The sequence below is a fragment of the Mesorhizobium sp. WSM4814 genome, assembly GCF_055811595.1.
Genome location: NZ_JBVVQT010000020.1, coordinates 37175 through 61712, shown reverse-complemented (window position 1 = coordinate 61712; position 24538 = coordinate 37175). Strand labels below are relative to the sequence as shown.

The following is a 24538-nucleotide window of genomic DNA, read 5'->3' as shown; positions in this document are numbered from 1 at the left end:
GGGAGGTGTTTCCTGCCCCTACTCCCTACTGCCCTACTCCCTATTCCCTCACCTTATGCTGCCAGATCGCGCAGCACATATTGCAGGATGCCGCCGTTCTTGAAGTAGTCGAGCTCGTCCAGCGTATCGATGCGGCAGATGATCGGAATGTTCTTCACCGTGCCGTCGCCATAAGTGATCTTCGCGATCAACTTCTGACGCGGTTTGATGGCGCTCAGTCCGTCGATTTCGACCAGTTCGTCGCCCTTGAGGTTGAGCGAGGCCCATGAGGTGCCCTCCTCGAAGACGAACGGGATTACCCCCATGCCGACCAGGTTCGAGCGGTGGATGCGCTCGAAGGACTGAGCGATGACGGCGCGAACGCCCAACAGATTGGTGCCTTTGGCCGCCCAGTCGCGCGACGAGCCGTTGCCGTATTCGACACCGGCGAAGATGACCAGCGGCACGCCTTCCTTCTTGTACTCCATGGCGGCGTCGTAGATCGATTTCTCTTCCTTCGACGGATAGTGGATCGTGTAGCCGCCCTCGCGGCCGTTCTCACCCAGCATGTGGTTGCGGATGCGGATATTGGCGAAGGTGCCGCGCATCATCACTTCGTGATTGCCGCGCCGCGTGCCGTACTGGTTGAAGTCGGCAACGCCGACGCCATGATCGATGAGGTACTTGCCGGCCGGCGAGGCCGCCTTGATCGAGCCGGCCGGTGAGATGTGGTCGGTGGTGATCTTGTCGCCGAACAGGCCGAGCACGCGGGCGCCCTTGATGTCGCCGATCGTGCCGAAGCCCGATGTCATGCCAGCGAAGTAGGGCGGGTTCTGCACATAGGTCGAATTGTTGTCCCAGGAATAGGTCTGGCCTTCCGGCGCCTTGACGTTCTGCCAGTATTCGTCGCCCTTGAAGACGTCGGCATATTTGCGGGCGAACAGTTCGCGCGTCACGTTCTTCTCGATGAACTCCTGGATCTCGACCGAGCTCGGCCAGATGTCCCTGAGGTAGACCGGGTTGCCGTCGCGGTCCTCGCCGAGCGGTTCGGTGGTCAGATCCTTGGTCACGGTCCCGGCCAGTGCGTGGGCGACGACCAGCGGCGGCGAAGCGAGGTAGTTCGCCTGCACGTCGGGCGAGACGCGGCCTTCGAAATTGCGGTTGCCGGAAAGCACCGCGGCAGCAATCAAGCCCTTGTCGTTGATGGTTCTGGAGATCGGCGCCGGCAACGGGCCGGAATTGCCGATGCAGGTGGTGCAGCCGAAGCCGACCAGATTGAAGCCGATCTGGTCCAGTTCCTTCTGCAGGCCGGATTTCTCCAGATATTCGGCGACGACCTGGCTGCCCGGCGCCAGCGATGTCTTGACCCACGGCTTCTGCTTGAGCCCGAGCCGGTTGGCGTTGCGTGCCAGCAACCCGGCGCCGATCAGCACGCTCGGGTTCGACGTGTTGGTGCAGGAGGTGATGGCGGCAATGACGACGTCGCCATGGCCAAGGTCATAGTCGGTGCCCTCGACGGCATAGCGCTTGTCGATTTCGACCGCCTTCTTGTATTCGGTTTCCATCGCCTTGACAAAGCCGGCCGGAATGCCTTCAAGCGCGACCCGGCCCTCTGGACGCTTGGGGCCGGCCATCGACGGCACGACACTGCCGAGATCGAGCTCGAGCAGGTCGGTGAAGACCGGATCGGCCGACCCGGTATCGCGCCACATGCCTTGCGCCTTGGCGTATGCCTCGACCAGCGCGATGCGGTTTTCCTCGCGGCCGGACATGGTGAGGTAGCGGATGGTTTCGCCATCGACCGGAAAGAAGCCGCAGGTCGCGCCATATTCGGGCGCCATGTTGCCGATGGTGGCGCGGTCGGCCAGCGTCATGTTGGACAGACCCGGACCGAAGAATTCGACGAACTTGCCGACGACGCCCTTCTTGCGCAGCATCTGGGTGACGGTGAGCACGAGATCGGTGGCGGTGACGCCTTCCCTGAGCCTGCCGGTGAGCCGGAAGCCGATAACTTCGGGCAACAGCATGGAGACGGGCTGGCCAAGCATCGCGGCCTCGGCCTCGATGCCGCCGACGCCCCAGCCGAGCACGCCAAGGCCGTTGATCATGGTGGTGTGCGAATCGGTGCCGACGCAGGTGTCGGGATAGGCGGTGGTTTCGCCGCCTTCAGTGTTGGTCCACACGACCTGGCCGAGATATTCGAGATTGACCTGGTGGCAGATGCCGGTGCCGGGCGGCACGACGCGGAAGTTGCGGAAGGCCTGCTGGCCCCATTTCAGGAATTTGTAGCGTTCCTCGTTGCGCTCGTATTCAAGCTCGACATTCCTGGCGAAAGCCAGCGGCGTGCCGAACTCATCGACGATGACCGAGTGGTCGATGACCAGGTCGACCGGCACCAGCGGATTGATCTTTTGCGGGTCGCCGCCGAGCGAGGCCATGGCATCGCGCATGGCGGCCAGGTCGACCACGGCCGGAACGCCGGTGAAATCCTGCATCAGCACGCGGGCCGGGCGATAGGCGATCTCGACCCCGGCGGTGCCCCTGTCGGTCAGCCAGCCGGCAACCGCCTGGATGCTCTCCTTGGTGACGGAACGGCCGTCCTCGTTGCGCAGCAGGTTCTCCAGCAGCACCTTCATCGAATAGGGCAACTGGGCGATGCCGGTGAGGCCGTTCTTCTCGGCCTCGACGAGGTCGTAATAAACATAGTCGGAGCCGCCCGCGGTCAGCGTGCGGCGGCAATTGAAACTATCGAGGGATTTTGACACGTGCGATCCGTCCTTGTCTGTTCAGCCTGAAAGGGAACGGACGCCGATGGCATGCAATCACGCGCAAAGGTGCGGGTACGGCCATTTCCGCTGTCCGTTCCCAGCCAACCCGAGCCGTTCAAGGCGGCGCGTGCGCTGGTTCGGCGCTAATTCGCTTCCCGTGCCGACCGCTGGCACGGATGCCCCGCATATAGAGAATTTCCTGGAATAGTTCTAGACAGTCGAACGGCTATTTTGTGCGATGCGGCAGCTGCCGTGGCGCGATGTTTTCGGGACGGGCATGGAATGCGGCTGATCGCCGAAAATCTGGGCGGCGAACGCGGCGGCGAGGCGGTTTTTTCCGGCATCAACTTTGCCCTTGGCAAAGGCCAGGCGCTGATCGTCACCGGGCCGAACGGCGCGGGAAAATCGACGCTGCTCAGGGTCGTTGCCGGGTTGCTGCCGGTGGCGGCAGGCCGTTTGCTTGTCGAAGGTGGCGGTGAGGATTTTCCGTCGGTCGCCTCGGCCTGCCACTATCTCGGCCACCAGAACGCGATGAAGACGGCGCTGAGCGTGGCGGAAAATCTGCGCTTCTGGCGCGATTTTTCGGGCGCGGATTTCTTGAGCGCCGAAGAGGCGCTGGCAATGGTCGGGCTTGACGGTATCGGCCATCTGCCGTTCGGCTATCTCTCCACCGGGCAACGCCGCCGCGCGGCGATCGCAAAACTGCTGGTCAGCCGGCGGCCGCTGTGGCTGCTCGACGAGCCGACGGCCGGATTGGACAAGGCTTCGGAAGAGCGATTCGGCCGGCTGATGCGGGAGCATCTGGACGAGGGAGGGATGATTGTCGCAGCCACCCATCTGCCGTTGGGGTTGGAAGGGGCACAAGGGTTGGTTATGGGGGAAACTGGGTAATGTCGGCATTCCTTCGCACCCCCCTCTGTCCTGCCGGACATCTCCCCCGCAAGGGGGGAGATTGGATGTCACCTCGGCTTTCGCCAATCACTGACGTTGAAGAAGAGATGCCTTGCGCGGAACTGCTAATCTCCCCCCTTGCGGGGGAGATGTCCGGCAGGACAGAGGGGGGTGGGCGGGAACGCCATCGTGTGAAAAAAGGCGGCTGCTCTGCAGGAGCGGCTCGCCTATGCTAGCCCTCTTCCTGCGCGATATCCGCCTGAGTATCCGGGCCGGCGGCGGGGCGCTGACCGGCGTGATCTTCTTTCTCGCGGTGATCGCCACGATCCCCTTCGGCGTCGGGCCGGACCTCAATCTGCTTGCCCGCATCGGCCCGGCGATCCTGTGGATCGGCGCCTTGCTGGCTTGCCTGCTCGGTCTCGACCGATTGTTCCAGGCCGACCGGGAAGACGGCTCGCTCGATCTGCTGGTGCTCGGCGACGACCGGCAGATGCTGGCGCTGACCGTGCTGACGAAATGCCTGGCGCATTGGGCAGGAAGCGTGCTGCCGCTGGTCATCGCCGCACCCTTGCTCGGCCTGTTCATGAACATGGAGCCGATCGGGATCGGCGCCACGGCGCTGACCCTTCTGGTCGGCACGCCGGCGATTACCTTCATCGGCGCTGCCGGTGCGGCGGTGGCGGTGGCACTGCCGCGTGGCGGGCTGCTGATCTCGGTGCTGGTGCTGCCGCTGACCATCCCGGTGCTGATCTTCGGCGTCTCGGCAAGCTATGGCGCGGTGGCGAACCCTGATCCGTTTCTGCAGCCTTTCCTCATTCTTGCCGCGCTGACCTTGTTTCTTGCCGTGCTGGGGCCGGTTGCGGCAGCGTTGGCGCTGCGCCATGGAACCGACTGATGGGGCCGGCCATCGTTCGTGATTACGCCATCGTTGGTGATTACAGGGCGTCAAAGGCTGCGGCGCTGCTGTCGATTGCGAAGCCGATGGCGCAGGGTTAAAGGAAGGCATGTTGGAACGAAGCGAAATGGTCCGGCTGAAAGGTTTTGCACCGGAGGAGCGACCCCTATGAGCGCGCATGCGCTCTATGTGACCGCTGCCTATGCCATCACGGCCGTGGTGCTGGCCGGGCTGATCGGCTGGATCCTGCTCGACCAGCGTGCACGCAGACGAGACCTCGCCGAACTGGAAGCGTCCGGCGTGCGGCGGCGCTCCGACAAGGCGGGGAAATCATGAGCATGGAGACGGAAACGCCGGCGCGCTCACGCCGCCTGATCGTGCTGTTGCCGCTGCTGATTTTCCTCGGGCTGGCGGGGCTGTTCCTGACGCAGCTGCTGTCCGGCCGCGACACGTCGGAAGTGCCATCGGCGCTGATCGGCCTGCCGGCGCCGCAGACCAATCTGCCGGCGCTGGAGGGCATGAATTTGCCGGGGCTCGATTCCAGGCAGTTCGCCGGCAAGGTTACGCTCGTCAACGTCTTCGCGTCGTGGTGCGGGCCGTGCCGCGACGAACATCCGCTGCTGCTGGCGCTGTCGCAGGACAAGCGCTTCGTCATCGCCGCCCTCAACTACAAGGACCAGCCGGAAAACGCCCGCCGGTTCCTCGGCGATCTCGGCAACCCGTTCCAGGCGATCGGCGTCGACACGGCAGGGCGCGCGGCGATCGACTGGGGGGTCTACGGCGTGCCGGAAACCTTCGTCGTCGGCAAGGACGGCAAGATCGCCTACAAGCACGTCGGCCCGCTGACGCCGGGCTCAGCACAAGCGCTGCTGCTGCCGGAGATCGAGAAGGCGCTGGCAGCACCCGGCTGATGGCCCCGCCGTTTCGTCATTCTTGGGTCTTCACTCCGCTTTGCGTCGTTACGCCCAAGGATTACGAACGTGATAGGTCGACCGAAGATTCAGCCGTAGACCTGCTTGTGGACCTGGTAGAGCATTTCGCTGCGGTCGGCGCGCATGTCGGCCAGATCGCGGCTGGAAAACGAGTCGATTTCGGCGATGAGGCGGTTGTATTGCCGGCGCTTGGCGATGCTGGTGCGAGCGCGGCTCATGAGGCTGTCGAGAATCATAGCGAGGTTCCTTCTGTGCCGCATTGTTGCGGCAGGTTGTTCCTCCCTGATCGATACGCAGCATGACATAGTTATGGTGCATCGCAAAAAGAAGATGTTGCAATGCACCATTGCGCTGGGCGCATAGCCGGTTAACGGTGCATTGGGCTGTCATTTGGGTTTTGCCATCTGTGCAAGGGCGGCGTTGCCCGTCTCCGTCAAGATGCGGTGAGACCGGTATCAACGATCTTGCCATATCGATCGCCGGCTGGCTTGATCGCGCCGGCACCAACGATTTGCATGACCCAGGAGAAAACCATGGCCGCCGAAGACTACGAAATTCTCGATCCACGCTTTGCGCGGCTGTTCAACGGCAATGCGCAGGTGGACAAGCTGTTCACCGGATGCCGGTGGGCCGAAGGACCGGCCTGGTTTGCGGCCGGCCGTTATGTGGTCTGGTCCGACATTCCCAACAACCGAATGCTGCGCTACGACGAGACCGACGGCAGCGTCAGCGTGTTCCGGCAGCCGTCGGGCAATTCCAACGGCAACACCGTCGACCGGCAGGGCCGGCTGGTCACTTGCGAGCATTCGGGCCGCCGCGTCAGCCGCACCGAGCATGACGGCTCGATCACCACCATAGCCGACAAATGGCGCGGCAAGCGGCTGAACTCGCCCAACGATGCGGTGGTCAAGTCAGATGGTTCGATCTGGTTCACCGACCCGACCTACGGCATCGATACGGATTATGAGGGCGACAAGGCCGAGAGCGAGATCGGCGCCTGCCATGTCTACCGGGCCGACCCCGGCACCGGCGAGATCGAAGCGGTGATCACCGACATGATCAGGCCCAACGGGCTTGCCTTCTCGCTCGACGAGAGCGAGCTCTACGTCGTCGATACCGGCCGCACGCATGGCGCGCAGAATCCGGCGCATATGCGCGTGTTCGATGTCGGCGAGGGCGGCAAGAAGGTCTCAGGCGGAAAGGTCTTCGCCGATTGCACGGCCGGCCTGTTCGATGGTTTCAGGCTAGACGACCAGGGGCGGATCTGGACCAGTGCCGCCGACGGCATCCATTGCTACGATCCGGACGGGACGCTGATCGGCAAGATCAAGGTGCCGGAAGTCGTCGCCAATTGCGTGTTCGGCGGCAACAAGCTGAACTGCCTCTACATCGCCGGCACGACCTCGCTCTACATGGTCCGGCTGATGGTCAACGGCGCAAAGACATTTTGAGCGGCCCTGGGGTCTTCGAAGAGGTCGCTGCGCGCGACTGGTTCGGCGGCGAGACCAATGTCGAGACGTTGAGACGGAAGGAAGTTTGCGAGAGGCTGCGGGACAGCGCCCCCCCTCTGCCCTGCCGGGCATCTCCCCCACGTGGGGGGAGATCGGCAGCTTTGTCGCCGACGCCCTTAGCGTTCGCTCCGCCCGGGATAACGAAAGCACGGTGGCCGCCGCTTAACGCGACCGGATGAAATCGGCGAATTCCGAAATGGCGTTGTGCATTGCCAGTTGGCTTGCCGGCTCCGACAGGATTTTGTCCACCTCCGGTGGCCTCTTGCCGAGCAGGGCGATTTCGAGCGCGGTGTCTTCAAAAAGCGCGAAAGACATGGTGCGCATGATCTCGGCCAGAGCCGCGCGGGCAAACAGCGAGCGCGGCGAGGCGTGCACCAGCATGGCCGGCTTGGCGACAGCGGCGTCGCGCGACACCAGCCAGTCGAGCGCGTTCTTCAGCCCGCCCGGTACGCCATGGGCATACTCAGGGCAGGAGACGATCACGCCGTCAGCGGCGGTGACCGCGTCGATCAGCGCGGATGCTTGCGGTGGCGTCCGCTCGCCTTCGTCATCCGGATTGAAAATCGGCAGCCGGCCAAGCCCGTCATAGACGGATACGCGACAGTCCGGCGGCGCGTTTTGCGCGAGCGCCGCGACCAGGGCCGAATTGGTCGAGGCGGCGCGCAGGCTGCCGGAAATGGCGAGGATGTTCAGCAAAGGCTTAGAGGCGGGCTCGGGCGATTCGTGGTCGGGCACACTACCACATGGTGTGTTTGTATTCTTCGTCCAGCCAGCGGTCGGTCGCCTCGGCCGAATCGGCGAGCGCCAGCTGGTCGCGCAGGATCTGGCCGAGCGTCGGCAGCGTCGCGCGGTCGTACCAGGTTTCCGGCTTCCACAGATCGGAGCGCATGAAAGCCTTGGCGCAATGCATGTAGGCGGCCTTGACCGTCACCAGGACGACGCTTTGCGGTTCCTTGCCGTCGACGGCGAGCCGCTCGCGCAGGCCCGCATCGACGGTGATGCGGGCGTCGCCATTGACGCGCAGCGTCTCGTTCATGCCCGGGATGAGGAAGAGCAGCCCGACCGAAGGGTTGAGAAGAATGTTCTCCAGCGTGTCGAGCCGGTTGTTGCCGGGCCGGTCGGGGATGGCGATGGTCTTCTCGTCGAGCACGGCGGCAAAGCCCGGCCTGTCGCCCTTCGGCGTCACATCGGCATTGCCGGCGCCGTCGGAGGAGCCGATCAGCACGAAGGGGCTTTTGCCGATAAAGGAACGGCTGTGGCCATCCAGCGCCTTCAGTTCCTTGCGGATCGAGCCGTCGGTCGGCCGAGGCGTCTTGTAGATCGTTCTCAGCTCTTCGCGCGTGGTGACGAATTCCATGCCGTCTCCTTGATCGTTACTTGCCGGGCCCTTCCGTTCCGGTCTTGCCTTCAAGCGAATGGCGCATGATCAGCGGCATCTGGCTGAAGGTGAAGAGAAGGGTAATGGGCATGATGCCCCAGACCTTGAAGGTAACCCAGGCGTCAGTGGAAAAATTCCGCCAGACGACTTCGTTGACAAGGGCCAGGAACAGGAAAAACAGGCCCCAGCGGAAAGTGAGTTTCTTCCAGCCCTCGGCATCGAGGCTGAAGGCCGAATCGAAGACGTAGCCGAGCAGCGACTTGCCGAAGAACAGGCCGCCGAGCAGCACGCCGCCGAACAGCATGTTGACGATTGTCGGCTTCATCTTGATGAAGATGTCGTCCTGCAGGTAGAGCGTCAGGGCGCCGAAGACGAAGACGACGACGCCCGACACCATCGGCATGATCGGCAAGGTGCGGGTGAGCAGCCAGGACGCGGCCAGCGCGATCGCGGTCGCGGCCATGAACAGGCCGGTGGCGACGAAGATCGGTCCGCCGAATTCGGCCAGCACCGGAAATTTCTGCGACAGCCATGCGCCACGGGCGTTGGCGAAGAAGAACACCATCAACGGGCCGAGCTCCAGCACCAGCTTGAGCAGCGGATTGACGCCTTCCTTCTTCTGTTTCTGCGGGTCGGACGGGTCGCGTTCGAGGATGCGCGGGTTCATAGGCTTTCCTTCTTGCGCATGATCCTGTCCAAAAAGTCTGCAACTTTTTGGGATCAAGCTTGTTATGCCACTCCAGCGATCGCCCTGGCGAACTCGCTTGCGGAGAATGGTTCGAGGTCGTCGACCTGTTCGCCGACGCCGATGAAATAAACCGGCAATTTGTGCTTTGCCGCAATCGCGACCAGAATACCGCCGCGTGCCGTGCCGTCCAGCTTGGTCATCACCAGGCCGTTGACGCCGGCGATATTGCGGAAGATCTCGACCTGGTTGAGCGCGTTCTGGCCGGTGGTGGCGTCGACCGTCTGCAGCACGGTGTGCGGCGCCTCCGGATCGAGCTTGCCCAGCACCCGGACGATCTTTTCGAGTTCCGCCATCAGCTCGGTCTTGTTCTGCAGCCGCCCGGCGGTGTCGATGATCAGCACGTCGGAGCCGGCTTGCCTGGCCTGTTCGAAGGCATCGTAGGCGAGGCCGGCGGCGTCGGCGCCAAGCTTCGAGGCGATGACCGGCGACCTGGTGCGCTCGCCCCAGATCTTCAATTGCTCGATCGCCGCGGCACGGAACGTGTCGCCGGCGGCGAGCATCACCGACAGGCCGCCGTGGGTGAGCTTTGCCGCCAGCTTGCCGATGGTCGTGGTCTTGCCGGTGCCGTTGACGCCGACGACAAGGATGACATGCGGCTTGTGGCTGAGGTCGAGCTCCAGCGGCAAGGCGACATGGGTCAGCACCTTCTCCACCTCGGTCGCCATGATGGCGCGCACTTCCGTCTCGGAGACGTCCTTGCCGTAGCGGCTGGCAGCCAGCGAATCGGTGATGCGCAAAGCCGTCTCCATGCCGAGATCGGCGCGGATCAGCACGTCCTCCAGATCCTGCAGCGTGTCCTCGTCGAGCTTGCGCTTGGTGAAGACGCCGGCGATGTTGCCCGACAGTTCCCGGGAAGAGCGGGCGAGCCCCTCCTTCATGCGCTGGAACCACGAGCGTTTCGGCGCCGGTTCCGGCGCCTTCTGCGGCTCGGCTCTCTGCTCGACCTTCCTGGTGACGGTGACCTTGCCGGGAGCCGGCTTTGGCTCCGGTGGCGGTTGCGGAACGGGCTCGCGCTTTACCTCCCCATCGAGGGGAGGGTGGGGCGCTGGAATGGCTTCAGGTTCGGGCGCAATCTCCGCAAGGACCGGCTTTGCCTCGACTGGCGCCGGCTGGCGAATCGGGGGCGGGATTTCGGCCGCCGGCGTCTCAGGCTCGGGCGCAGTTAAGGGGGTCCCGGCTGGCGGTGCGGCATCTTGCGCAGGTCCGCGCTGCCCCTCACCCTTACCCTCTCCCCGTGAAGGACGGGGAGAGAGGGGCGTCAGCGCAGGCGCTTCTTCTTTGCCGCTTGCAAAAGGAAGCTCGGCGAAACGATCCGCCCCCTCCTCCCCATCACTATACGGGGAGAAGGTGCCGGCAGGCGGATGAGGGGCAGCGCCAGCCTCTGATGCCTGAGGCTCAGTCTGCACGATTTCTGGCTGCGTCAGCTCTGGTTCGGGAGCCGCCGGAATCTCCTCTGGCGCCGGCTCCTCGGCAGGCGGCTGCAACTCCTCGACCGGACCAGGCTCCGGCTGGACGTCCGGCGCGGGGGGAATGATCGGGGCGGGCTCGGCCGCTTCAACAGGCGTCGGTTGCGGCGCGGAAGGTGCCTCTGGTTCGATTGGGGGCGCAGCTTCTGCTTCGGGCCGGGGCTCTTCGCGTTTCAAAAATTCCGGAACGGCCTGCTCCGCCGCCGGTTTCAGCGCCTCGAGCGCGTCCCATTTGATCGGCGGCAGCGGTGCGGTCTCGTCGATCCGCTCCTCGACCACTTCCTTCTTGCCGAACGAAAATATCTTCTTGAAAAAACCAGCCATGTTCTTGCGTCTCAGGCGGCGCGGGCGGCAAACGGCGCCGCGATCAGTCTGACACCGTCATCGCCGGCGATAGCGGCGTCAACGATTTCGCCCGGCGCGCCGGCGGAGACCGCAGCGAGCGTGAACCCTTCGGTGCGGCCGAGCCCGTCGCGCTCGACCAGGATCGACTGGCGTGTTCCGGCGAGCGAGGAAAGGTGGCTGCGATAGGCGGTGTCACCGGCGGCGCGCAGCCGTGCCGCACGCTGCTTGACCAGTTCGCGGCGAAGCTGCGGCATGCGCGCGGCGGGGGTGCCTTCGCGCGGCGAAAACGGAAAGACGTGGAGATGCGTCAGGCCGCATTCCTCGACGATCTCCAGCGATTTTTCGAACATGGCGTCCGTCTCGGTCGGGAAGCCGGCGATGATGTCGGCGCCGAAGACGATGCCGGGACGCAATTTGCGCAAATCCTGGCAAAAACGGATCGACTGATCCCGGTTGTGCCGGCGCTTCATCCGTTTCAGGATCATGTCGTCACCGGACTGCAGCGACAGATGCAGATGCGGCATCAGCCGGGGCTCGGTGGCGATGGCGTCGAGCAGATCGTCGTCAGCCTCGATCGAATCGATCGAGGAAAGGCGCAGGCGTTTCACGTCAGGCACCTGCTTCAGGATTGTCTTGACCAATTTGCCGAGTTTCGGGCTGCCCGGCAGATCGGCGCCGAAACTGGTCATGTCGACGCCGGTCAGCACGATCTCGGCATAGCCATTGCCGCTCAGCCGCTTGACCTGCTCGACCACGGCGCCCATCGGCACCGAGCGCGAATTGCCGCGGCCATAGGGGATGATGCAGAAGGTGCAGCGGTGGTCGCAGCCGTTCTGAACCTGGACGAACGCCCGCGCCCGGCCTTCGATGGCGTCGACCATGTGGCCGGCCGTCTCGCGCACCGAAAAGATATCGTTGACGCGAGCCTTCTCGGTGTCGTTGACGCCGAAATCCGGCAGCGCGCGATAGGAATGCGCCTTCAGCTTTTCCTCATTGCCAAGGACGAGATCGACCTCGTCCATGGCGACGAAATTCTGCGGCTCGGTTTGCGCGGCGCAGCCGGTGACGATGATGCGGGCCTGCGGGTTCTCGCGGCGGGCCTTGCGGATCGACTGTTTTGCCTGGCGCACCGCCTCGCCGGTGACGGCGCAGGTGTTGAAGATGATGGCGCCGCCTTCCAGCGCGCCAAGGCCGGCGCTTTCCGCCTCTCGCCGCATCACCTCGGATTCATAGGTGTTCAGCCGGCAGCCGAAGGTGACGACGTCAACACTTTTGGGAAGAGCGGGACCCTTCTTGGCAAGTGCGGCCATCAGGCGGCGCTTTCGGTGTCGCGGGCCCACACGCCGGTCGCCGGCTCGAAGCTGCCGGAAAATTCCCATTCGGCGGCGCCGGTGAGGATGACGTGGTCGTCGCCGCGCCACTCGACATGCAAGGAGCCACCTCCGGGCGTCACCAGGGAGACGCTGCGTCCGGTCCGCCTGGTGCGCGCGGCAGCGACGGCGGCGGCACAGGCCGCTGTGCCGCATGCCTTGGTCAGGCCGGCGCCGCGCTCCCAGGTGCGGATGACCATCGTCTCGGTCGAGGTCACCCGCGCGATGGTGATGTTGGCGCGTTCGGGGAAGATCGGGTGGTTTTCGAGCAGCGGACCGAAGCGGTCGAGCTCATAGGACCAGACGTCGCGATCGACCCAGAAGATGGCGTGCGGATTGCCCATCGACACCACCGAGGGCGAGTGCAGCACCGGCGCGTCGATCGGGCCGACCTGCAGCTCGATCATGCGGGTATCGCGGAATTCCTCGGCGAGCGGAATATCCTGCCAGCCGAAATGCGGCTTGCCCATGTCGACCGAGATCAGCCCGTCGGCATGTTCTTCAGCGTTGAGAATGCCGGCGACGGTCTCGAAGGCGAATGTCTTCTGGCCGGTCTCGGCGGCAAGCGCCTGCACCACGCAGCGCATGCCGTTGCCGCAGGCCTGCGCGCCGGTTCCGTCGGAATTCAGGATGTCGATGAAAAAGGCAGTGCCCGGCGTTCTGGCGTCGTGGATCGCCATGATCTGATCGAACTTCGTCGCGGCATCGGCATTGAGCGCAAGGGCGGCAGCCGGCGCCACCCGGTCGGCGCGACCGCGCATGTCGGCAACGATGATTTCGTTGCCAATGCCGTTCATCTTGGCGAAGGGGGCAGTGCTTGCCATGGATCGAAGGTCTCATGCCGGTTTGGCGCCTATATGGCGGATAGCGGCCGGAATTACCAGTGCGAGACGCCAGCGCGCCGTGCATCGACTTGGACGCACAAAGTACGCTCTGACATTTTTAAACCTGCGCATCGTGCTTTCTGAAAATCGATTCCGATTTTCGGGCCGATGCGGCTAAAGCGCGTCGCGTTTGAGCCGATTCATGCAACGCGCTTTAGGTTCTTGTTTTATCCATGTCGTTATCGCAATACCGCTACGCACTTTTGCGCGACATGCATTACGCCACCGCCAAGACGCCAAGCATGACCAGCAGGAAGATGATCAGCACGATGCCGATGAGAATGCGGGCGCCGGTGGCGGCGGCTCCGGCCAATGCCGGCATGCCGAGCAGGCTGGCCGCGGCCGCGATTATCAGAAGAATGACAATCCATTTGATCATGGGAAATCCCTCGCAGCCGACGGTTGTGGACCACCACCAACGCGTTTACGACGTCCCGAGTTCCCCCGGGGGTCTCTGGGGTCGCCAGCCTAGAGCGCCGGCACGTCCCAGACTTCGCCGGGACGCAGGGCGCGAAAGCGTTCTTGCGGGACACCTTGATCGTCGAGGGCCTCGCCAAGCTTTCTTGCCGGCTCGTCGATCGGCTCGTTGGTGAGCCGGAACGTGCCCCAATGGCAGCCGGCGGCATAGGCGGCGTCGCACAACAGCATGCCTTGCACCGCCTCCTCCGGGTTCTGGTGGTGTGGCGCCATGAACCAGCGCGGCTCGTAGGCGCCGATCGGCAGGATGGCGATGCGGAAGCCGCCGTGCCTTTCGGCCATCAACCGGTAGTTGATGCCATCATGGAAACCGGTGTCGCCGGCGAAATAGACTTTTCCGCCCGGCGTCTCGACCACAAAGCCCGCCCACAGGGCCATGCGCCGATCTCGGGTGCCGCGTGCCGACCAATGGTGCACCGGCTCGACATGGACGGCGACGTCGTTGCCGATCTCGACCCGTTCGCCCCAGTCGTGCACGGAAAGCCGCATGCCGGGAACGCCGACATCGATGATGGCGTCGTTGCCGAGCGGCGTCAGCACCAGCGGGTCGTGCTTTGTCTTCAGCCGCTTCAGCGTGGCGAGGTCGAGATGATCGTAGTGGTTGTGGCTGACCAGCACGAGGTCGATCGGCGGCAGGTTGGAGAAGGCGATGCCCGGCGGATTGACCCGTTTCGGCCCGGCAAAGGCGAGCGGCGAGGCGCGCCGCGACCAGACCGGGTCGGTGAGGATGTTCAGGCCGGCTGTCTGGATGAGCAGCGTGGAATGGCCGACCATGGTCAGCCTCAGTTCGGAGCCGTCGATCCGTTTGGCCGGTGTCGCCTGATGAAACGGACTTGGATTCGCCGACGGCCATTTCGAGCGTTCGCCGCCCAGCTGCCACTTCAAAAGATCGGAAAAGCGGGCAGGCAACTTGCCGTTGGGATTGAAGAACAAGGTGCCGTCGAAATGATCGCTGGGCGGCCCGCTATAGTAGCGGTTGGCCGCCCTTTTCCTCGCAGCCAAGATTTCGCCTCCGGCAAGGTTCGGTTTCATCAGAGATAGGACCGAAGCGGGCTGGCGCAAGCATTTGGCGGCCGGACGCCAAGGGCAGGCCTGTCCTGGCAAACCGCTGCGCAGTCTCGCGTCAGACCCCCAGGGCAGGTTTTCGGGCGGCACGCATTTGTGGCAAAGTTGCAACAGGTGCCGCCGCAAATGCTATTTTAACCATACAGGGTTGAAATTTTGCCACCTTCTCCGTCTTGGTAAAGGAGATATTGTGCGGACGGCAGCCCGGCCGGATCCGACGGAGGTTTGAAATGAATTTTTCGAAAACCGGTCTGCTGGCCGTATCGCTGGCCGCGCTCTTTGCGAGCGGCTGTTCAACGTCACGGTTCTCGCCGATGGACCAGCAGCCGGCGCCGCTGCAAGCCGCGCCCTCCGGCAAGGTGACCGCAAACCAGCTGCCGCCGCCGGCGTCTCCTGGCACCGCCGACCCGTCGAAATTTCCGACGGCGCCGCAAGGCACGCCCCAGGTCGCCTCGCTGCCGCCGGACGGAACGGCTCCGGCCGGAGCCCCGGATCTTACCGCAAGCAGCGTCGCCGGCGTGTGGAAGGCCAGCGTGTCCGGCCAGAGCTGCCAGGTGGCGACGCCGCAAACCAAATTCGGCTCCGGCTATCGGGCTGGACCACTGCATTGCCCGGCACCGATCGACGGCATCAAATCCTGGAACGTCGCCGGCAAGCAGCTGACGCTGTACGACGCGAATGGCGGCACGCTGGCACGGCTCTATTCCTCGGGCGGAGAGAAATTCGACGGCCAGACTTCCAACGGCCTGCCGATCTCGCTTACAAGAGGCTGACCCGCCCGCCCCTATTGTTTTTACGCGATTCCGGGCCGAAAACCGCGACACGCTTTTCCCGGAATTGCTCTCTTTTGTTTTTACGCAATTCCGGACAGAAAACCGCTACACATTTTTCTTGGAATTGCTCCGGAACGACGTGATCGATGCATCTGCGCGACGGCCTTCAGACCCATGCGACCGTCCGGCAGCGCTACGACCATCTGGTTGTGTCAGGCGTGATCGACCGCGATCGGGCGCAGGAGCGGGTCGTTGCGGCACTCGACCGGCTGATCGACGAGATTTCGGCAAAACGGCTGGCGCACAAATCGAGCGCGCTGGGCTGGCTGTTCGCTCGCAAGCGCGAGACGCGCGAGGCCGTCAAGGGCCTCTATATCCACGGCGGCGTCGGCCGCGGCAAGACCATGCTGATGGACATGTTCTTCGAACTGGTGCCGGTCCGGCGCAAGCGGCGTGTGCATTTCAACGATTTTATGGCCGATGTGCAGGACCGCATCCAGAAGCACCGGCAGGCGCGTAAAGAGGGCACCGTCAGGGAAGACGACCCGATCGCGCCGGTGGCCCGCGCGTTGGCCGAGGAAGCCTGGGTGCTGTGCTTCGACGAGTTTTCCGTCACCGACATCGCCGATGCGATGGTCCTGTCGCGGCTGTTCTCGGCGCTGTTTGCCAACGGCGTCGTGCTGGTCGCCACGTCCAATGTCGCGCCGCAGGATCTCTACGGCGACGGCTTGAACCGCAAGCTTTTCCTTCCCTTCATCGGCATCCTGGAGCGGCATGCGCAGGTGATTGCCCTCGATGCCGACAAGGACTATCGGCTGGACAAGCTCAGCCGCCTGCCGGTCTATGTCACCCCTGCCGATGCCGCCGCCGATGCCGTCCTCGACGAGGCCTGGAACGTGATGACGCATGGCAGGCCGACGCAGGCAGCGGCCCTGACGGTAAAGGGCCGGCAGGTCGTCGTGCCGCGCGCCGCCGGCGACGCGGCGCGGTTTTCCTTTGCCGATCTCTGCGAAAACCCGCTCGGCGCCCGCGATTTCCTGGCGATTGCCGGCCGCTTCTCGACCGTCTTTATCGATCATGTGCCGGTGCTTGGCGAAGGCATGCGCAACGAGGCGAAGCGCTTCATCCTGCTGGTAGACACGCTCTACGACCATCATGTGCGGCTGGTGGTGAGCGCCGCCGCACCGCCAGCGGAGCTTTATACGGCCAGGCGCGGCAACGAGGTCTTCGAGTTCGAGCGCACCGCGTCGCGGCTGATCGAGATGCAGAGCCACGAATGGCTGGAAGACTGGGTGGAGCGGCAGAAGGCGACGTTGACCGAAGCGCAGCAGGCTCGGGCCTGAAGATGGTCTCCGGAAGGTCGCGATCCTTCGCGCCCCCCTCCCTCCCGCCGGCAATGGCCATGAGGCAAAATAATCCAGCCTGACCCGGTTCATAGAACACATCTTCGGCGACCCGCATCACAAGCGCGTCATCGCCGGGAAACAGCCTTCTTATTTCCATCTTCATTGCGTAATTTTCCCCAAGTCGGCTTACGAACTTTGACGTTTACGTAAATCCCATCTCATCTAACCGATTGAAAAATCTCACTCCAAAATAATCGTTTGAATATTCTATGCGCCGGGGCTATTGGGTGCGGCGAAATCTTCGCGGCTTCCCCGCCGCATTCCGGCCTCCTTCCTCCGACGCCGTCATCCAATTCGTTAAGGGATTTGGGCGCCGTCACAGTCTAAAGGGAAAACATCCTGACATGGCACGCAACAAGATAGCGCTCATCGGCTCGGGCATGATCGGCGGCACGCTCGCCCACATGATCGGCCTCAAGGATCTCGGCGACGTTGTGCTGTTCGATATCGCCGAGGGCATTCCGCAAGGCAAAGGGCTGGATATCGCGCAGTCGTCGCCGGTCGATGGCTTCGATTCGAGGCTGACCGGCGTCAACGATTATGCCGGCATCGAGGGTGCCGACGTCTGCATCGTCACCGCCGGCGTGCCGCGCAAGCCCGGCATGAGCCGCGACGACCTTTTGGGCATCAATCTGAAGGTCATGGAGCAGGTTGGCGCGGGTCTCAAGAAATACGCGCCGAAAGCCTTCGTCATCTGCATCACCAACCCGCTCGACGCCATGGTCTGGGCGCTGCAGAAGTTCTCCGGCCTGCCGAAGAGCCATGTCGTGGGCATGGCCGGCGTGCTCGACAGTTCGCGCTTTCGCTATTTCCTGGCCGAAGAATTCAAGGTGTCGGTCGAGGATGTCACCGCCTTCGTGCTCGGCGGCCATGGCGATTCCATGGTGCCGATGATCCGCTATTCGACGGTCGCCGGCATCCCGCTGCCCGACCTCATCAAGATGGGCTGGACCTCGAAGGAAAAGCTCGACCAGATCGTGCAGCGCACCCGCGACGGCGGCGCCGAGATCGTCGGCCTGCTCAAGACCGGCTCGGCCTTCTACGCACCGGCCGCCTCGGCGATCGCCATGGCCGAAGCCTATCTCAAGGACAAGAAGCGCGTGCTGCCCTGTGCTGCGCATCTCTCCGGCCAGTATGGTGTCAAGAACACCTATGTCGGCGTGCCGGTGGTGATCGGCGCCGGCGGTGTCGAGCGCGTCATCGAGATCGAGCTCGGCAAAGCCGAGCAGAAGATGTTCGACAATTCGGTGGCGGCGGTGCAGGGCCTGTGCGAGGCTTGCGTCAAGATCGCTCCGCAACTCGCCGCCAAATGATCCGCCGCCAAGTGACCCGCCAGTAAAGTGATCTGGAGACAACGCGCATGAACATCCATGAATATCAGGGCAAGGCGCTGCTGAAGGGCTTTGGCGCACCGGTGGCCGAAGGCGTGCCGGTGTTTAGGGCAAGCGAGGCGGAAGCCGCCGCCAAGGCACTGCCCGGCCCGCTCTATGTGGTGAAAAGCCAGCTCCATGCCGGCGGCCGCGGCAAGGGCAAGTTCAGGGAGCTTGGCCCCGACGCCAAGGGCGGCGTCAGGCTGGCGAAATCGGTGGCCGAGGTCGTCGCCAACGCCAAGGAAATGCTTGGCCACACGCTGGTCACCAAGCAGACCGGCCCCTCGGGCAAGCAGGTCAACCGCCTCTACATCGAGGATGGCGCCGACATCGAGCGCGAGCTCTATCTGTCGCTGCTGGTCGATCGCTCCGTCGGCCGCATCGCTTTCGTCGTTTCGACCGAGGGCGGCATGGACATCGAGGCGGTCGCCCACGACACGCCGGAAAAGATCATCACCGTCGCCATCGACCCGGAAAAAGGCATAACGGCGGATGATTTGAAAGAACTCAACGGCGCGCTGAAGCTCGACGGCGACGCCGCCAGGGACGGCGAGACGTTGTTCCCGATCCTCTACAAAGCCTTCGTCGAAAAGGACATGAGCCTGCTCGAGGTCAATCCGCTGATCGTCATGAAGAATGGCCGGTTGCGCGTGCTCGACGCAAAAGTGTCGTTCGACAACAACGCGCTGTTCCGCCATCCCGACGTGATGGAGCTGCGCGACATCACCGAAGAGGACGAGAAGGAGATCGAGGCGTCGAAATACGACCTCGCCTACGTCGCGCTCGACGGCAATATCGGCTGCATGGTCAACGGCGCCGGCCTCGCCATGGCGACGATGGATATCATCAAGCTCTACGGCGCCGAGCCCGCAAACTTCCTCGACGTCGGCGGCGGTGCGTCGAAGGAGAAGGTGACGGCGGCATTCAAGATCATCACCAAGGACCCGGCGGTCAAAGGCATCCTGATCAACATCTTTGGCGGCATCATGAAGTGCGACATCATCGCCGAAGGCGTTATCGCGGCGGTCAAGGAAGTCGGCCTGCAAGTGCCGCTGGTGGTGCGGCTGGAAGGCACCAATGCCGAACTCGGCAAGAAGATCATCAACGACAGCGGGCTCAACGTCGTCTCGGCCGACGACCTCGACGACGCGGCCAAGAAAATCGTGGCGGCGGTGAAGGGCTGAAGGGCAGTCGATGATCTCGACCCGACTTCTGTGTGCAATTGGACTCGGCTGCTTCGCCATGCCGGCGCACGCGGAAGAGATTACGGATGCAATGGTGCTCTATAAAAACATCTGTATCGCATCAAACGGCGATTTGACCAAAGCGGAGCAGTTGACGACGGAGAATGGATTTTCGATCGATTCTGACGACCATGGCAGGAAGACTTTCGACCGAACGACTGGAACTCTCCTAGCGCCGTTTGTCATACTCCAGTCGGCCGGATCTAAAGGGAATGAGTCTTTGCTCGATATCTGTGCGATCTTCGGAACTACGATTCGAATGGCAGAGTTTGATGGCTACGCTCGCTCGCGGGCTTTGATCGAGGTGCCAAAGGAGGAGGTTCTTGGCGATCTAGCGGACCTAAACTATGTCCGGATTTACGCAAACAAGGAGTGCCAGGCTGCTGGGGACGGCAGCGCCGCATGCATTGTTATCGGGACCATCTGCGACAAGCCGGTAGGCGAAAAGTTCACAGGGGTTTTCCGTTTTGGAACCCCTCGGCCTCGAGTGGGGAATCCTCTATGACCTTACCTCCATCCACAAGCGTGAAGGGCTGATCTGGTGCCTCCGCACAAGATAAACCTGGTCGAGGCGGCGGATCAGAAGATCAAAAAGGTCTTCGATCCGCATATCGCCGGCGACGTCAACGACGCCCAGGTCAAGATCGCCAAATTCGGTGACGTCTTCGACTGGCACGCGCATGACGACGAGGACGAAGCCTTCCTGGTGCTGCGCGGCCGCATCGCCATCGACTTTCGCGACGGCACGGTGGAGCTTGGCAGCGGCGAGTTCATCGTCGTGCCGCGTTCCGTCGAGCACCGGCCGCGCTCGCTGAGCGAGCAGCCGGTGGTGCTGATGTTCGAGCCGGCGACGACACTTAACACCGGCAACGCCAAGAGCGACCTCACCGTCGCCGATCTCAAGCGTCTCTAGACTATGGCGGCTCTGACGATGACCGCGCAGCCTTCCCCGATCAACGGTTTGTAAAAAGGACCACCATGTCCATTCTCGTCGACAAGAACACCAAGGTGTTGGTGCAAGGCCTGACCGGCAAGACCGGCACGTTCCATACCGAACAGGCTCTGGCCTATCACGGGACAAAGATGGTCGGCGGCATCCACCCCAAGAAGGGTGGCGAGACGTGGACCGGCGCCACGGCCGAGAGCTTGCCGATCTTTTCCACCGTCGCTGAAGGCAAGGCGAAGACCGGCGCCAATGCATCTGTCGTCTATGTGCCGCCGGCGGGCGCCGCCGAGGCGATCCTGGAAGCGATCGAAGCAGAGATCCCGCTGATCATCTGCATCACCGAGGGCATCCCGGTGATCGACATGATCAAGGTCAAGGCGCGGCTCGACCGCTCGACATCGCGGCTCATCGGCCCCAACTGTCCCGGCGTTCTGACCCCCAACGAATGCAAGATCGGCATCATGCCCGGCAACATCTTCCGCAAGGGCTCGGTCGGCGTTGTTTCCCGCTCGGGAACGCTTACCTATGAGGCAGTGTTCCAGACCACCAATGTCGGTCTCGGCCAGACCACCGCCGTCGGCATCGGTGGCGACCCCGTCAAAGGCACGGAGTTCATCGACGTGCTGGAGATGTTCCTCGCCGACGACGAGACACAGTCGATCATCATGATCGGCGAGATCGGCGGCTCGGCCGAGGAAGACGCCGCGCAGTTCCTCAAGGACGAAGCCAAGCGTGGCCGCAAGAAGCCGATGGCCGGTTTCATCGCCGGGCGCACGGCCCCGGCCGGCCGCACCATGGGTCACGCAGGCGCGGTGATCTCCGGCGGCAAGGGCGGCGCCGAGGACAAGATCGCGGCGATGGAATCGGCCGGAATAAAGGTTTCGCCGTCGCCGGCTCGGCTCGGCACGACGCTGGTCGAAGCGATAAAAGGTTAAGGCAGTAAGGGAGTAGGGCAGTATGGGAGTAGGGGAATAGGAAGAACGGGACGAACGATGGCTAGTGCCTGGTTTTCCCTACTGCCCTACTCCCTTACTGCCCTACTCCCCTCCAAAACAGGAGACGGAGCCAGGCTCCGCGGAAAAAATGGCAAGACAAGATCAGGCCAACGACCAATTTTCGCTTACCTCTTTCCTCTATGGCGGCAATGCCGATTACATCGACGCGCTCTACGCCGCCTATGAGGACGATCCCGCTTCGGTCGACCCCGAATGGCAGGATTTCTTCGCGGCGCTGAAGGATGACGCCGGCGATGTCCGCAAGAATGCCAAGGGCGCCTCATGGGCCAAGCCCTCGTGGCCGCTGCAGGCCAATGGCGAACTGGTCTCGGCGCTCGACGGCGATTGGGGCATCGTCGAGAAGCACATCGAGAAGAAGGTCCAGAACAAGGCGGTGATGAACGGGGTCACCCTGTCCGACGCCGACGTCCATCAGGCGACGCGCGATTCCGTCCGCGCCATCATGATGATCCGCGCCTACCGCATGCGTGGCCATTTGCACGCCAATCTCGACCCGCTCGGCATCGCCAAGCTCGAGGATTACAACGAGCTGTCGCCGGAAAACTACGGCTTCACATCAGCCGACTACGACCGCCCGATCTTCCTCGACAATGTGCTCGGGCTCGAATTCGGCACCATCCGGCAGATGCTCGACATCCTGACCCGCACCTATTGCTCGACGCTCGGCGTCGAGTTCATGCATATTTCCGATCCCGAGGAGAAGGCCTGGATCCAGGCGCGCATCGAGGGCACCGACAAGGAGATCTCCTTCACCGCCGCCGGCAAGAAGGCGATCCTGCAGAAGCTGGTCGAGGCCGAAGGCTTCGAGCAGTTCATCGACGTCAAGTACAAGGGCACCAAGCGCTTCGGCCTCGACGGCGCCGAGGCGCTGATCCCGGCGCTGGAGCAGATCGTCAAGCGCGGCGGCCAGCTCGGCATGAAGGAGATCGTGCTCGGCATGGCGCATCGCGGCCGGCTGAACGTGCTCTCCCAGGTGATGGCCAAGCCGCACCGCGCCATCTTCCACGAGTTCAAGGGCGGCTCGGCCGCGCCCGACGAGGTCGAGGGCTCGGGCGACGTGAAGTACCATCTCGGTGCTTCGTCGGACCGCGAGTTCGACGGCAACAAGGTGCACCTGTCGCTGACCGCCAATCCATCGCACCTGGAAATCGTCGATCCGGTGGTGATGGGCAAGGCGCGGGCCAAGCAGGACTCTCTGTTCGGCCGCAGCCGCGAAGAGATCGTGCCGCTGGAAGAGCGCGCCAAGGTGCTGCCGCTGCTCCTGCATGGTGACGCCGCCTTTGCCGGCCAGGGCGTGATTGCCGAAATCCTCGGCTTGTCCGGCTTGCGCGGCCACCGCGTCGCCGGCACGCTGCACTTCATCATCAACAACCAGATCGGCTTCACCACCAACCCGCGCTTTTCGCGCTCGTCGCCCTATCCGTCGGATGTCGCCAAGATGATCGAGGCGCCGATCTTCCACGTCAATGGCGACGATCCGGAAGCCGTGGTCCATGCCACCAAGGTGGCGATCGAATTCCGCATGAGGTTCCACAAGCCTGTCGTGGTCGACATGTTCTGCTACCGCCGCTTCGGCCACAATGAGGGCGACGAACCGGCCTTCACCCAGCCGATCATGTATCGCAACATCCGCAACCATAAGACGACGGTGCAGATCTATGCCGACCGGCTGATCGCCGAAGGCCATATCAGCCAGGCCGAATTCGACAAGCTGAAGGCCGACTGGCGGGCACATCTCGAGCAGGAATTCGAGGTCGGCCAGCACTATAAGCCCAACAAGGCCGACTGGCTGGATGGCGCCTGGTCGGGCCTGCGCACAGCCGACAACCAGGACGAACAGCGGCGCGGCAAGACCGCCGTGCCGGTCAAGACGCTGAAGGAAATCGGCAAGAAGCTGACCGAGGTGCCGAAGGAATTCGAGGCGCACAGGACGATCATGCGGTTTCTCGAGAACCGCCGCCAGGCGATCGAGTCGGGCGAAGGCATCGACTGGTCGACGGCCGAGGCGCTGGCCTTCGGCGCCATCCTGCTCGACGGCAATCCGGTCCGGCTGTCTGGACAGGATTCGGAGCGCGGCACGTTCTCGCAACGCCACTCCGTGCTCTACGACCAGCGCGACGAGACACGCTACATCCCGCTCAACAATCTGTCGGCGGCGCAGGCCGGTTTCGAGGTCATCAACTCGATGCTGTCGGAAGAGGCCGTGCTCGGCTTCGAATATGGCTACAGCCTGGCCGAGCCGAAGGCGCTGACGCTTTGGGAAGCGCAGTTCGGCGATTTCGCCAACGGCGCCCAGGTGGTGTTCGACCAGTTCATCTCGTCGGGCGAGCGCAAGTGGCTCAGAATGTCGGGCCTCGTCTGCCTGTTGCCGCATGGCTATGAAGGCCAGGGGCCGGAACATTCGTCGGCCAGGCTCGAGCGATTCCTGCAGCTTTGCGCCGAAGACAACATGCAAGTGGCCTACTGCACGACGCCGGCCAACTACTTCCACATCCTGCGCCGGCAGTTGAAGCGGGATTTCCGCAAGCCGCTGATCCTGATGACGCCGAAGTCGCTGCTGCGCCACAAGCGGGCGGTGTCGACGCTGCCGGAGATGTCGGGCGAAAGCGCATTCCACCGGCTGTTGTGGGACGATGCCCAGCAGCTCCCCGGCCAGGCGATAAAGCTCACCAAGGATTCGAAGATCCGCCGCGTCGTGCTCTGCTCGGGCAAGGTCTATTACGACCTCTACGAGGAGCGCGAGAAGCGCGGCATCAACGACATCTATCTGCTGCGCGTCGAACAGCTCTATCCGTTCCCGGCCAAGGCGCTGATCACCGAACTGTCACGCTTCCGCAACGCCGAGATGGTGTGGTGCCAGGAGGAGCCCAAGAACATGGGCGCCTGGTCGTTCATCGATCCCTATCTGGAATGGGTGCTGGCGCATATCGACGCCAAGCACCAGCGGGTGCGCTATACCGGCCGGCCGGCCGCCGCGTCGCCGGCGACCGGGCTGATGTCGAAGCATCTCGCCCAGCTTGCCGCCTTGCTCGAAGACGCGCTCGGTGAATAGAACAGAGTTCGGCGAATAGAAC

Annotated in this window: 23 protein-coding genes; 13 read left to right on the top strand and 10 right to left on the bottom strand. The window is 63.3% G+C overall.

Annotated features, from left to right (window positions below; translation table 11 throughout):
• Positions 1–53: 53 nt before the first annotated feature.
• Complete coding sequence (acnA, locus tag AC0L2V_RS24900) at positions 54–2744, bottom strand: aconitate hydratase AcnA (protein WP_473513198.1); 2691 nt, start codon at positions 2742–2744, stop codon at positions 54–56.
• 285 nt (positions 2745–3029) lie between these two features.
• Here acnA and ccmA point away from each other — a divergent pair, with 285 nt between their 5' ends.
• The 4 genes from ccmA (at position 3030) to AC0L2V_RS24880 (ending at position 5444) form a co-directional block, all read left to right on the top strand.
• The gene (gene ccmA, locus AC0L2V_RS24895) at positions 3030–3638 is read left to right on the top strand and encodes a heme ABC exporter ATP-binding protein CcmA (RefSeq protein ID WP_473513196.1); all 609 of its coding nucleotides are present in this window, start codon (positions 3030–3032) and stop codon (positions 3636–3638) included.
• Positions 3639–3867: 229 nt separating this feature from the next.
• The gene (gene ccmB, locus AC0L2V_RS24890; RefSeq protein ID WP_023803343.1) at positions 3868–4533 is read left to right on the top strand and encodes a heme exporter protein CcmB; all 666 of its coding nucleotides are present in this window, start codon (positions 3868–3870) and stop codon (positions 4531–4533) included.
• A gap of 168 nt (positions 4534–4701) precedes the next feature.
• Positions 4702–4869 carry a heme exporter protein CcmD gene (gene ccmD, locus AC0L2V_RS24885; RefSeq protein ID WP_023803344.1) on the top strand — a complete coding sequence of 56 codons (168 nt, stop codon included), beginning with the start codon at positions 4702–4704 and terminating at the stop codon, positions 4867–4869.
• Positions 4866–5444: a DsbE family thiol:disulfide interchange protein gene (locus AC0L2V_RS24880; protein WP_023803345.1), complete on the top strand. Its 579-nt coding sequence runs from the start codon at positions 4866–4868 to the stop codon at positions 5442–5444. The genes ccmD and AC0L2V_RS24880 overlap by 4 nt, the downstream gene beginning before the upstream one ends.
• A gap of 89 nt (positions 5445–5533) precedes the next feature.
• On the opposite strand, the gene AC0L2V_RS24875 is transcribed toward AC0L2V_RS24880, so the two are convergent.
• Positions 5534–5701 carry a hypothetical protein gene (locus AC0L2V_RS24875; RefSeq protein ID WP_023803346.1) on the bottom strand — a complete coding sequence of 56 codons (168 nt, stop codon included), beginning with the start codon at positions 5699–5701 and terminating at the stop codon, positions 5534–5536.
• A 297-nt stretch (positions 5702–5998) separates the two neighbouring features.
• Here AC0L2V_RS24875 and AC0L2V_RS24870 point away from each other — a divergent pair, with 297 nt between their 5' ends.
• Positions 5999–6916, top strand: a complete 918-nt coding sequence (locus AC0L2V_RS24870) for an SMP-30/gluconolactonase/LRE family protein (RefSeq protein WP_473513194.1) — start codon at positions 5999–6001, stop codon at positions 6914–6916.
• A 222-nt stretch (positions 6917–7138) separates the two neighbouring features.
• Here AC0L2V_RS24870 and AC0L2V_RS24865 read toward each other — a convergent pair whose 3' ends face one another.
• From AC0L2V_RS24865 to AC0L2V_RS24830, 8 genes are all read right to left on the bottom strand, one after another.
• Positions 7139–7672, bottom strand: a complete 534-nt coding sequence (locus AC0L2V_RS24865) for an NADPH-dependent FMN reductase (RefSeq protein ID WP_473513233.1) — start codon at positions 7670–7672, stop codon at positions 7139–7141.
• Positions 7673–7712: 40 nt separating this feature from the next.
• A complete protein-coding gene (locus AC0L2V_RS24860) occupies positions 7713–8333 on the bottom strand; it encodes a pyridoxamine 5'-phosphate oxidase family protein (protein WP_027153702.1) in 621 nt (206 codons plus the stop codon).
• A 16-nt stretch (positions 8334–8349) separates the two neighbouring features.
• The gene (locus tag AC0L2V_RS24855; protein ID WP_473513192.1) at positions 8350–9021 is read right to left on the bottom strand and encodes a septation protein A; all 672 of its coding nucleotides are present in this window, start codon (positions 9019–9021) and stop codon (positions 8350–8352) included.
• A gap of 62 nt (positions 9022–9083) precedes the next feature.
• Entirely contained in the window at positions 9084–10892 is a 1809-nt protein-coding gene (ftsY, locus tag AC0L2V_RS24850) for a signal recognition particle-docking protein FtsY (protein WP_473517797.1), read from the bottom strand.
• Positions 10893–10903: 11 nt separating this feature from the next.
• Entirely contained in the window at positions 10904–12223 is a 1320-nt protein-coding gene (mtaB, locus tag AC0L2V_RS24845) for a tRNA (N(6)-L-threonylcarbamoyladenosine(37)-C(2))-methylthiotransferase MtaB (RefSeq protein ID WP_473513188.1), read from the bottom strand.
• Positions 12223–13107: a diaminopimelate epimerase gene (gene dapF / locus AC0L2V_RS24840; protein ID WP_473517798.1), complete on the bottom strand. Its 885-nt coding sequence runs from the start codon at positions 13105–13107 to the stop codon at positions 12223–12225. Before dapF ends, mtaB begins: the two co-directional genes overlap by 1 nt.
• Before the next feature lie 277 nt (positions 13108–13384).
• The gene (locus AC0L2V_RS24835) at positions 13385–13546 is read right to left on the bottom strand and encodes a DUF1328 family protein (protein WP_023803355.1); all 162 of its coding nucleotides are present in this window, start codon (positions 13544–13546) and stop codon (positions 13385–13387) included.
• A gap of 89 nt (positions 13547–13635) precedes the next feature.
• Complete coding sequence (locus tag AC0L2V_RS24830) at positions 13636–14646, bottom strand: MBL fold metallo-hydrolase (RefSeq protein WP_473513185.1); 1011 nt, start codon at positions 14644–14646, stop codon at positions 13636–13638.
• A 293-nt stretch (positions 14647–14939) separates the two neighbouring features.
• Here AC0L2V_RS24830 and AC0L2V_RS24825 point away from each other — a divergent pair, with 293 nt between their 5' ends.
• The 8 genes from AC0L2V_RS24825 to AC0L2V_RS24790 all read left to right on the top strand — a co-directional run bounded on the left by AC0L2V_RS24825 (position 14940) and on the right by AC0L2V_RS24790 (position 24516).
• Entirely contained in the window at positions 14940–15482 is a 543-nt protein-coding gene (locus tag AC0L2V_RS24825) for a protease inhibitor Inh/omp19 family protein (protein ID WP_473513183.1), read from the top strand.
• Positions 15483–15628: 146 nt separating this feature from the next.
• Positions 15629–16825, top strand: a complete 1197-nt coding sequence (gene zapE, locus AC0L2V_RS24820) for a cell division protein ZapE (protein ID WP_473513181.1) — start codon at positions 15629–15631, stop codon at positions 16823–16825.
• Positions 16826–17232: 407 nt separating this feature from the next.
• A complete protein-coding gene (mdh, locus tag AC0L2V_RS24815; protein WP_027153710.1) occupies positions 17233–18201 on the top strand; it encodes a malate dehydrogenase in 969 nt (322 codons plus the stop codon).
• A 47-nt stretch (positions 18202–18248) separates the two neighbouring features.
• On the top strand, positions 18249–19442 hold the full coding sequence (gene sucC / locus AC0L2V_RS24810) for an ADP-forming succinate--CoA ligase subunit beta (protein ID WP_473513179.1): 1194 nt from the start codon (positions 18249–18251) through the stop codon (positions 19440–19442).
• 10 nt (positions 19443–19452) lie between these two features.
• The gene (locus tag AC0L2V_RS24805) at positions 19453–20007 is read left to right on the top strand and encodes a hypothetical protein (protein WP_473513178.1); all 555 of its coding nucleotides are present in this window, start codon (positions 19453–19455) and stop codon (positions 20005–20007) included.
• A gap of 36 nt (positions 20008–20043) precedes the next feature.
• A complete protein-coding gene (locus AC0L2V_RS24800; protein ID WP_287057015.1) occupies positions 20044–20415 on the top strand; it encodes a cupin domain-containing protein in 372 nt (123 codons plus the stop codon).
• 65 nt (positions 20416–20480) lie between these two features.
• Entirely contained in the window at positions 20481–21383 is a 903-nt protein-coding gene (sucD, locus tag AC0L2V_RS24795) for a succinate--CoA ligase subunit alpha (RefSeq protein ID WP_473513176.1), read from the top strand.
• Between the two features lie 148 nt (positions 21384–21531).
• Positions 21532–24516, top strand: a complete 2985-nt coding sequence (locus AC0L2V_RS24790) for a 2-oxoglutarate dehydrogenase E1 component (protein WP_473513174.1) — start codon at positions 21532–21534, stop codon at positions 24514–24516.
• Positions 24517–24538: the final 22 nt, after the last annotated feature.

Bases quoted from the DNA above. Each gene is read 5' to 3' on its own strand.
- AC0L2V_RS24835 (WP_023803355.1), bottom strand. From the start codon at position 13,546: ATGATCAAATGGATTGTCATTCTTCTGATAATCGCGGCCGCGGCCAGC.
- ccmB (WP_023803343.1), top strand. From the start codon at position 3,868: ATGCTAGCCCTCTTCCTGCGCGATATCCGCCTGAGTATCCGGGCCGGC.
- mtaB (WP_473513188.1), bottom strand. From the start codon at position 12,223: ATGGCCGCACTTGCCAAGAAGGGTCCCGCTCTTCCCAAAAGTGTTGAC.
- AC0L2V_RS24790 (WP_473513174.1), top strand. From the start codon at position 21,532: ATGGCAAGACAAGATCAGGCCAACGACCAATTTTCGCTTACCTCTTTC.
- AC0L2V_RS24870 (WP_473513194.1), top strand. From the start codon at position 5,999: ATGGCCGCCGAAGACTACGAAATTCTCGATCCACGCTTTGCGCGGCTG.
- dapF (WP_473517798.1), bottom strand. From the start codon at position 13,107: ATGGCAAGCACTGCCCCCTTCGCCAAGATGAACGGCATTGGCAACGAA.
- ftsY (WP_473517797.1), bottom strand. From the start codon at position 10,892: ATGGCTGGTTTTTTCAAGAAGATATTTTCGTTCGGCAAGAAGGAAGTG.
- sucD (WP_473513176.1), top strand. From the start codon at position 20,481: ATGTCCATTCTCGTCGACAAGAACACCAAGGTGTTGGTGCAAGGCCTG.
- mdh (WP_027153710.1), top strand. From the start codon at position 17,233: ATGGCACGCAACAAGATAGCGCTCATCGGCTCGGGCATGATCGGCGGC.
- sucC (WP_473513179.1), top strand. From the start codon at position 18,249: ATGAACATCCATGAATATCAGGGCAAGGCGCTGCTGAAGGGCTTTGGC.
- ccmD (WP_023803344.1), top strand. From the start codon at position 4,702: ATGAGCGCGCATGCGCTCTATGTGACCGCTGCCTATGCCATCACGGCC.
- AC0L2V_RS24855 (WP_473513192.1), bottom strand. From the start codon at position 9,021: ATGAACCCGCGCATCCTCGAACGCGACCCGTCCGACCCGCAGAAACAG.
- AC0L2V_RS24860 (WP_027153702.1), bottom strand. From the start codon at position 8,333: ATGGAATTCGTCACCACGCGCGAAGAGCTGAGAACGATCTACAAGACG.
- AC0L2V_RS24805 (WP_473513178.1), top strand. From the start codon at position 19,453: ATGATCTCGACCCGACTTCTGTGTGCAATTGGACTCGGCTGCTTCGCC.
- AC0L2V_RS24880 (WP_023803345.1), top strand. From the start codon at position 4,866: ATGAGCATGGAGACGGAAACGCCGGCGCGCTCACGCCGCCTGATCGTG.
- AC0L2V_RS24825 (WP_473513183.1), top strand. From the start codon at position 14,940: ATGAATTTTTCGAAAACCGGTCTGCTGGCCGTATCGCTGGCCGCGCTC.
- zapE (WP_473513181.1), top strand. From the start codon at position 15,629: ATGCATCTGCGCGACGGCCTTCAGACCCATGCGACCGTCCGGCAGCGC.
- AC0L2V_RS24875 (WP_023803346.1), bottom strand. From the start codon at position 5,701: ATGATTCTCGACAGCCTCATGAGCCGCGCTCGCACCAGCATCGCCAAG.
- ccmA (WP_473513196.1), top strand. From the start codon at position 3,030: ATGCGGCTGATCGCCGAAAATCTGGGCGGCGAACGCGGCGGCGAGGCG.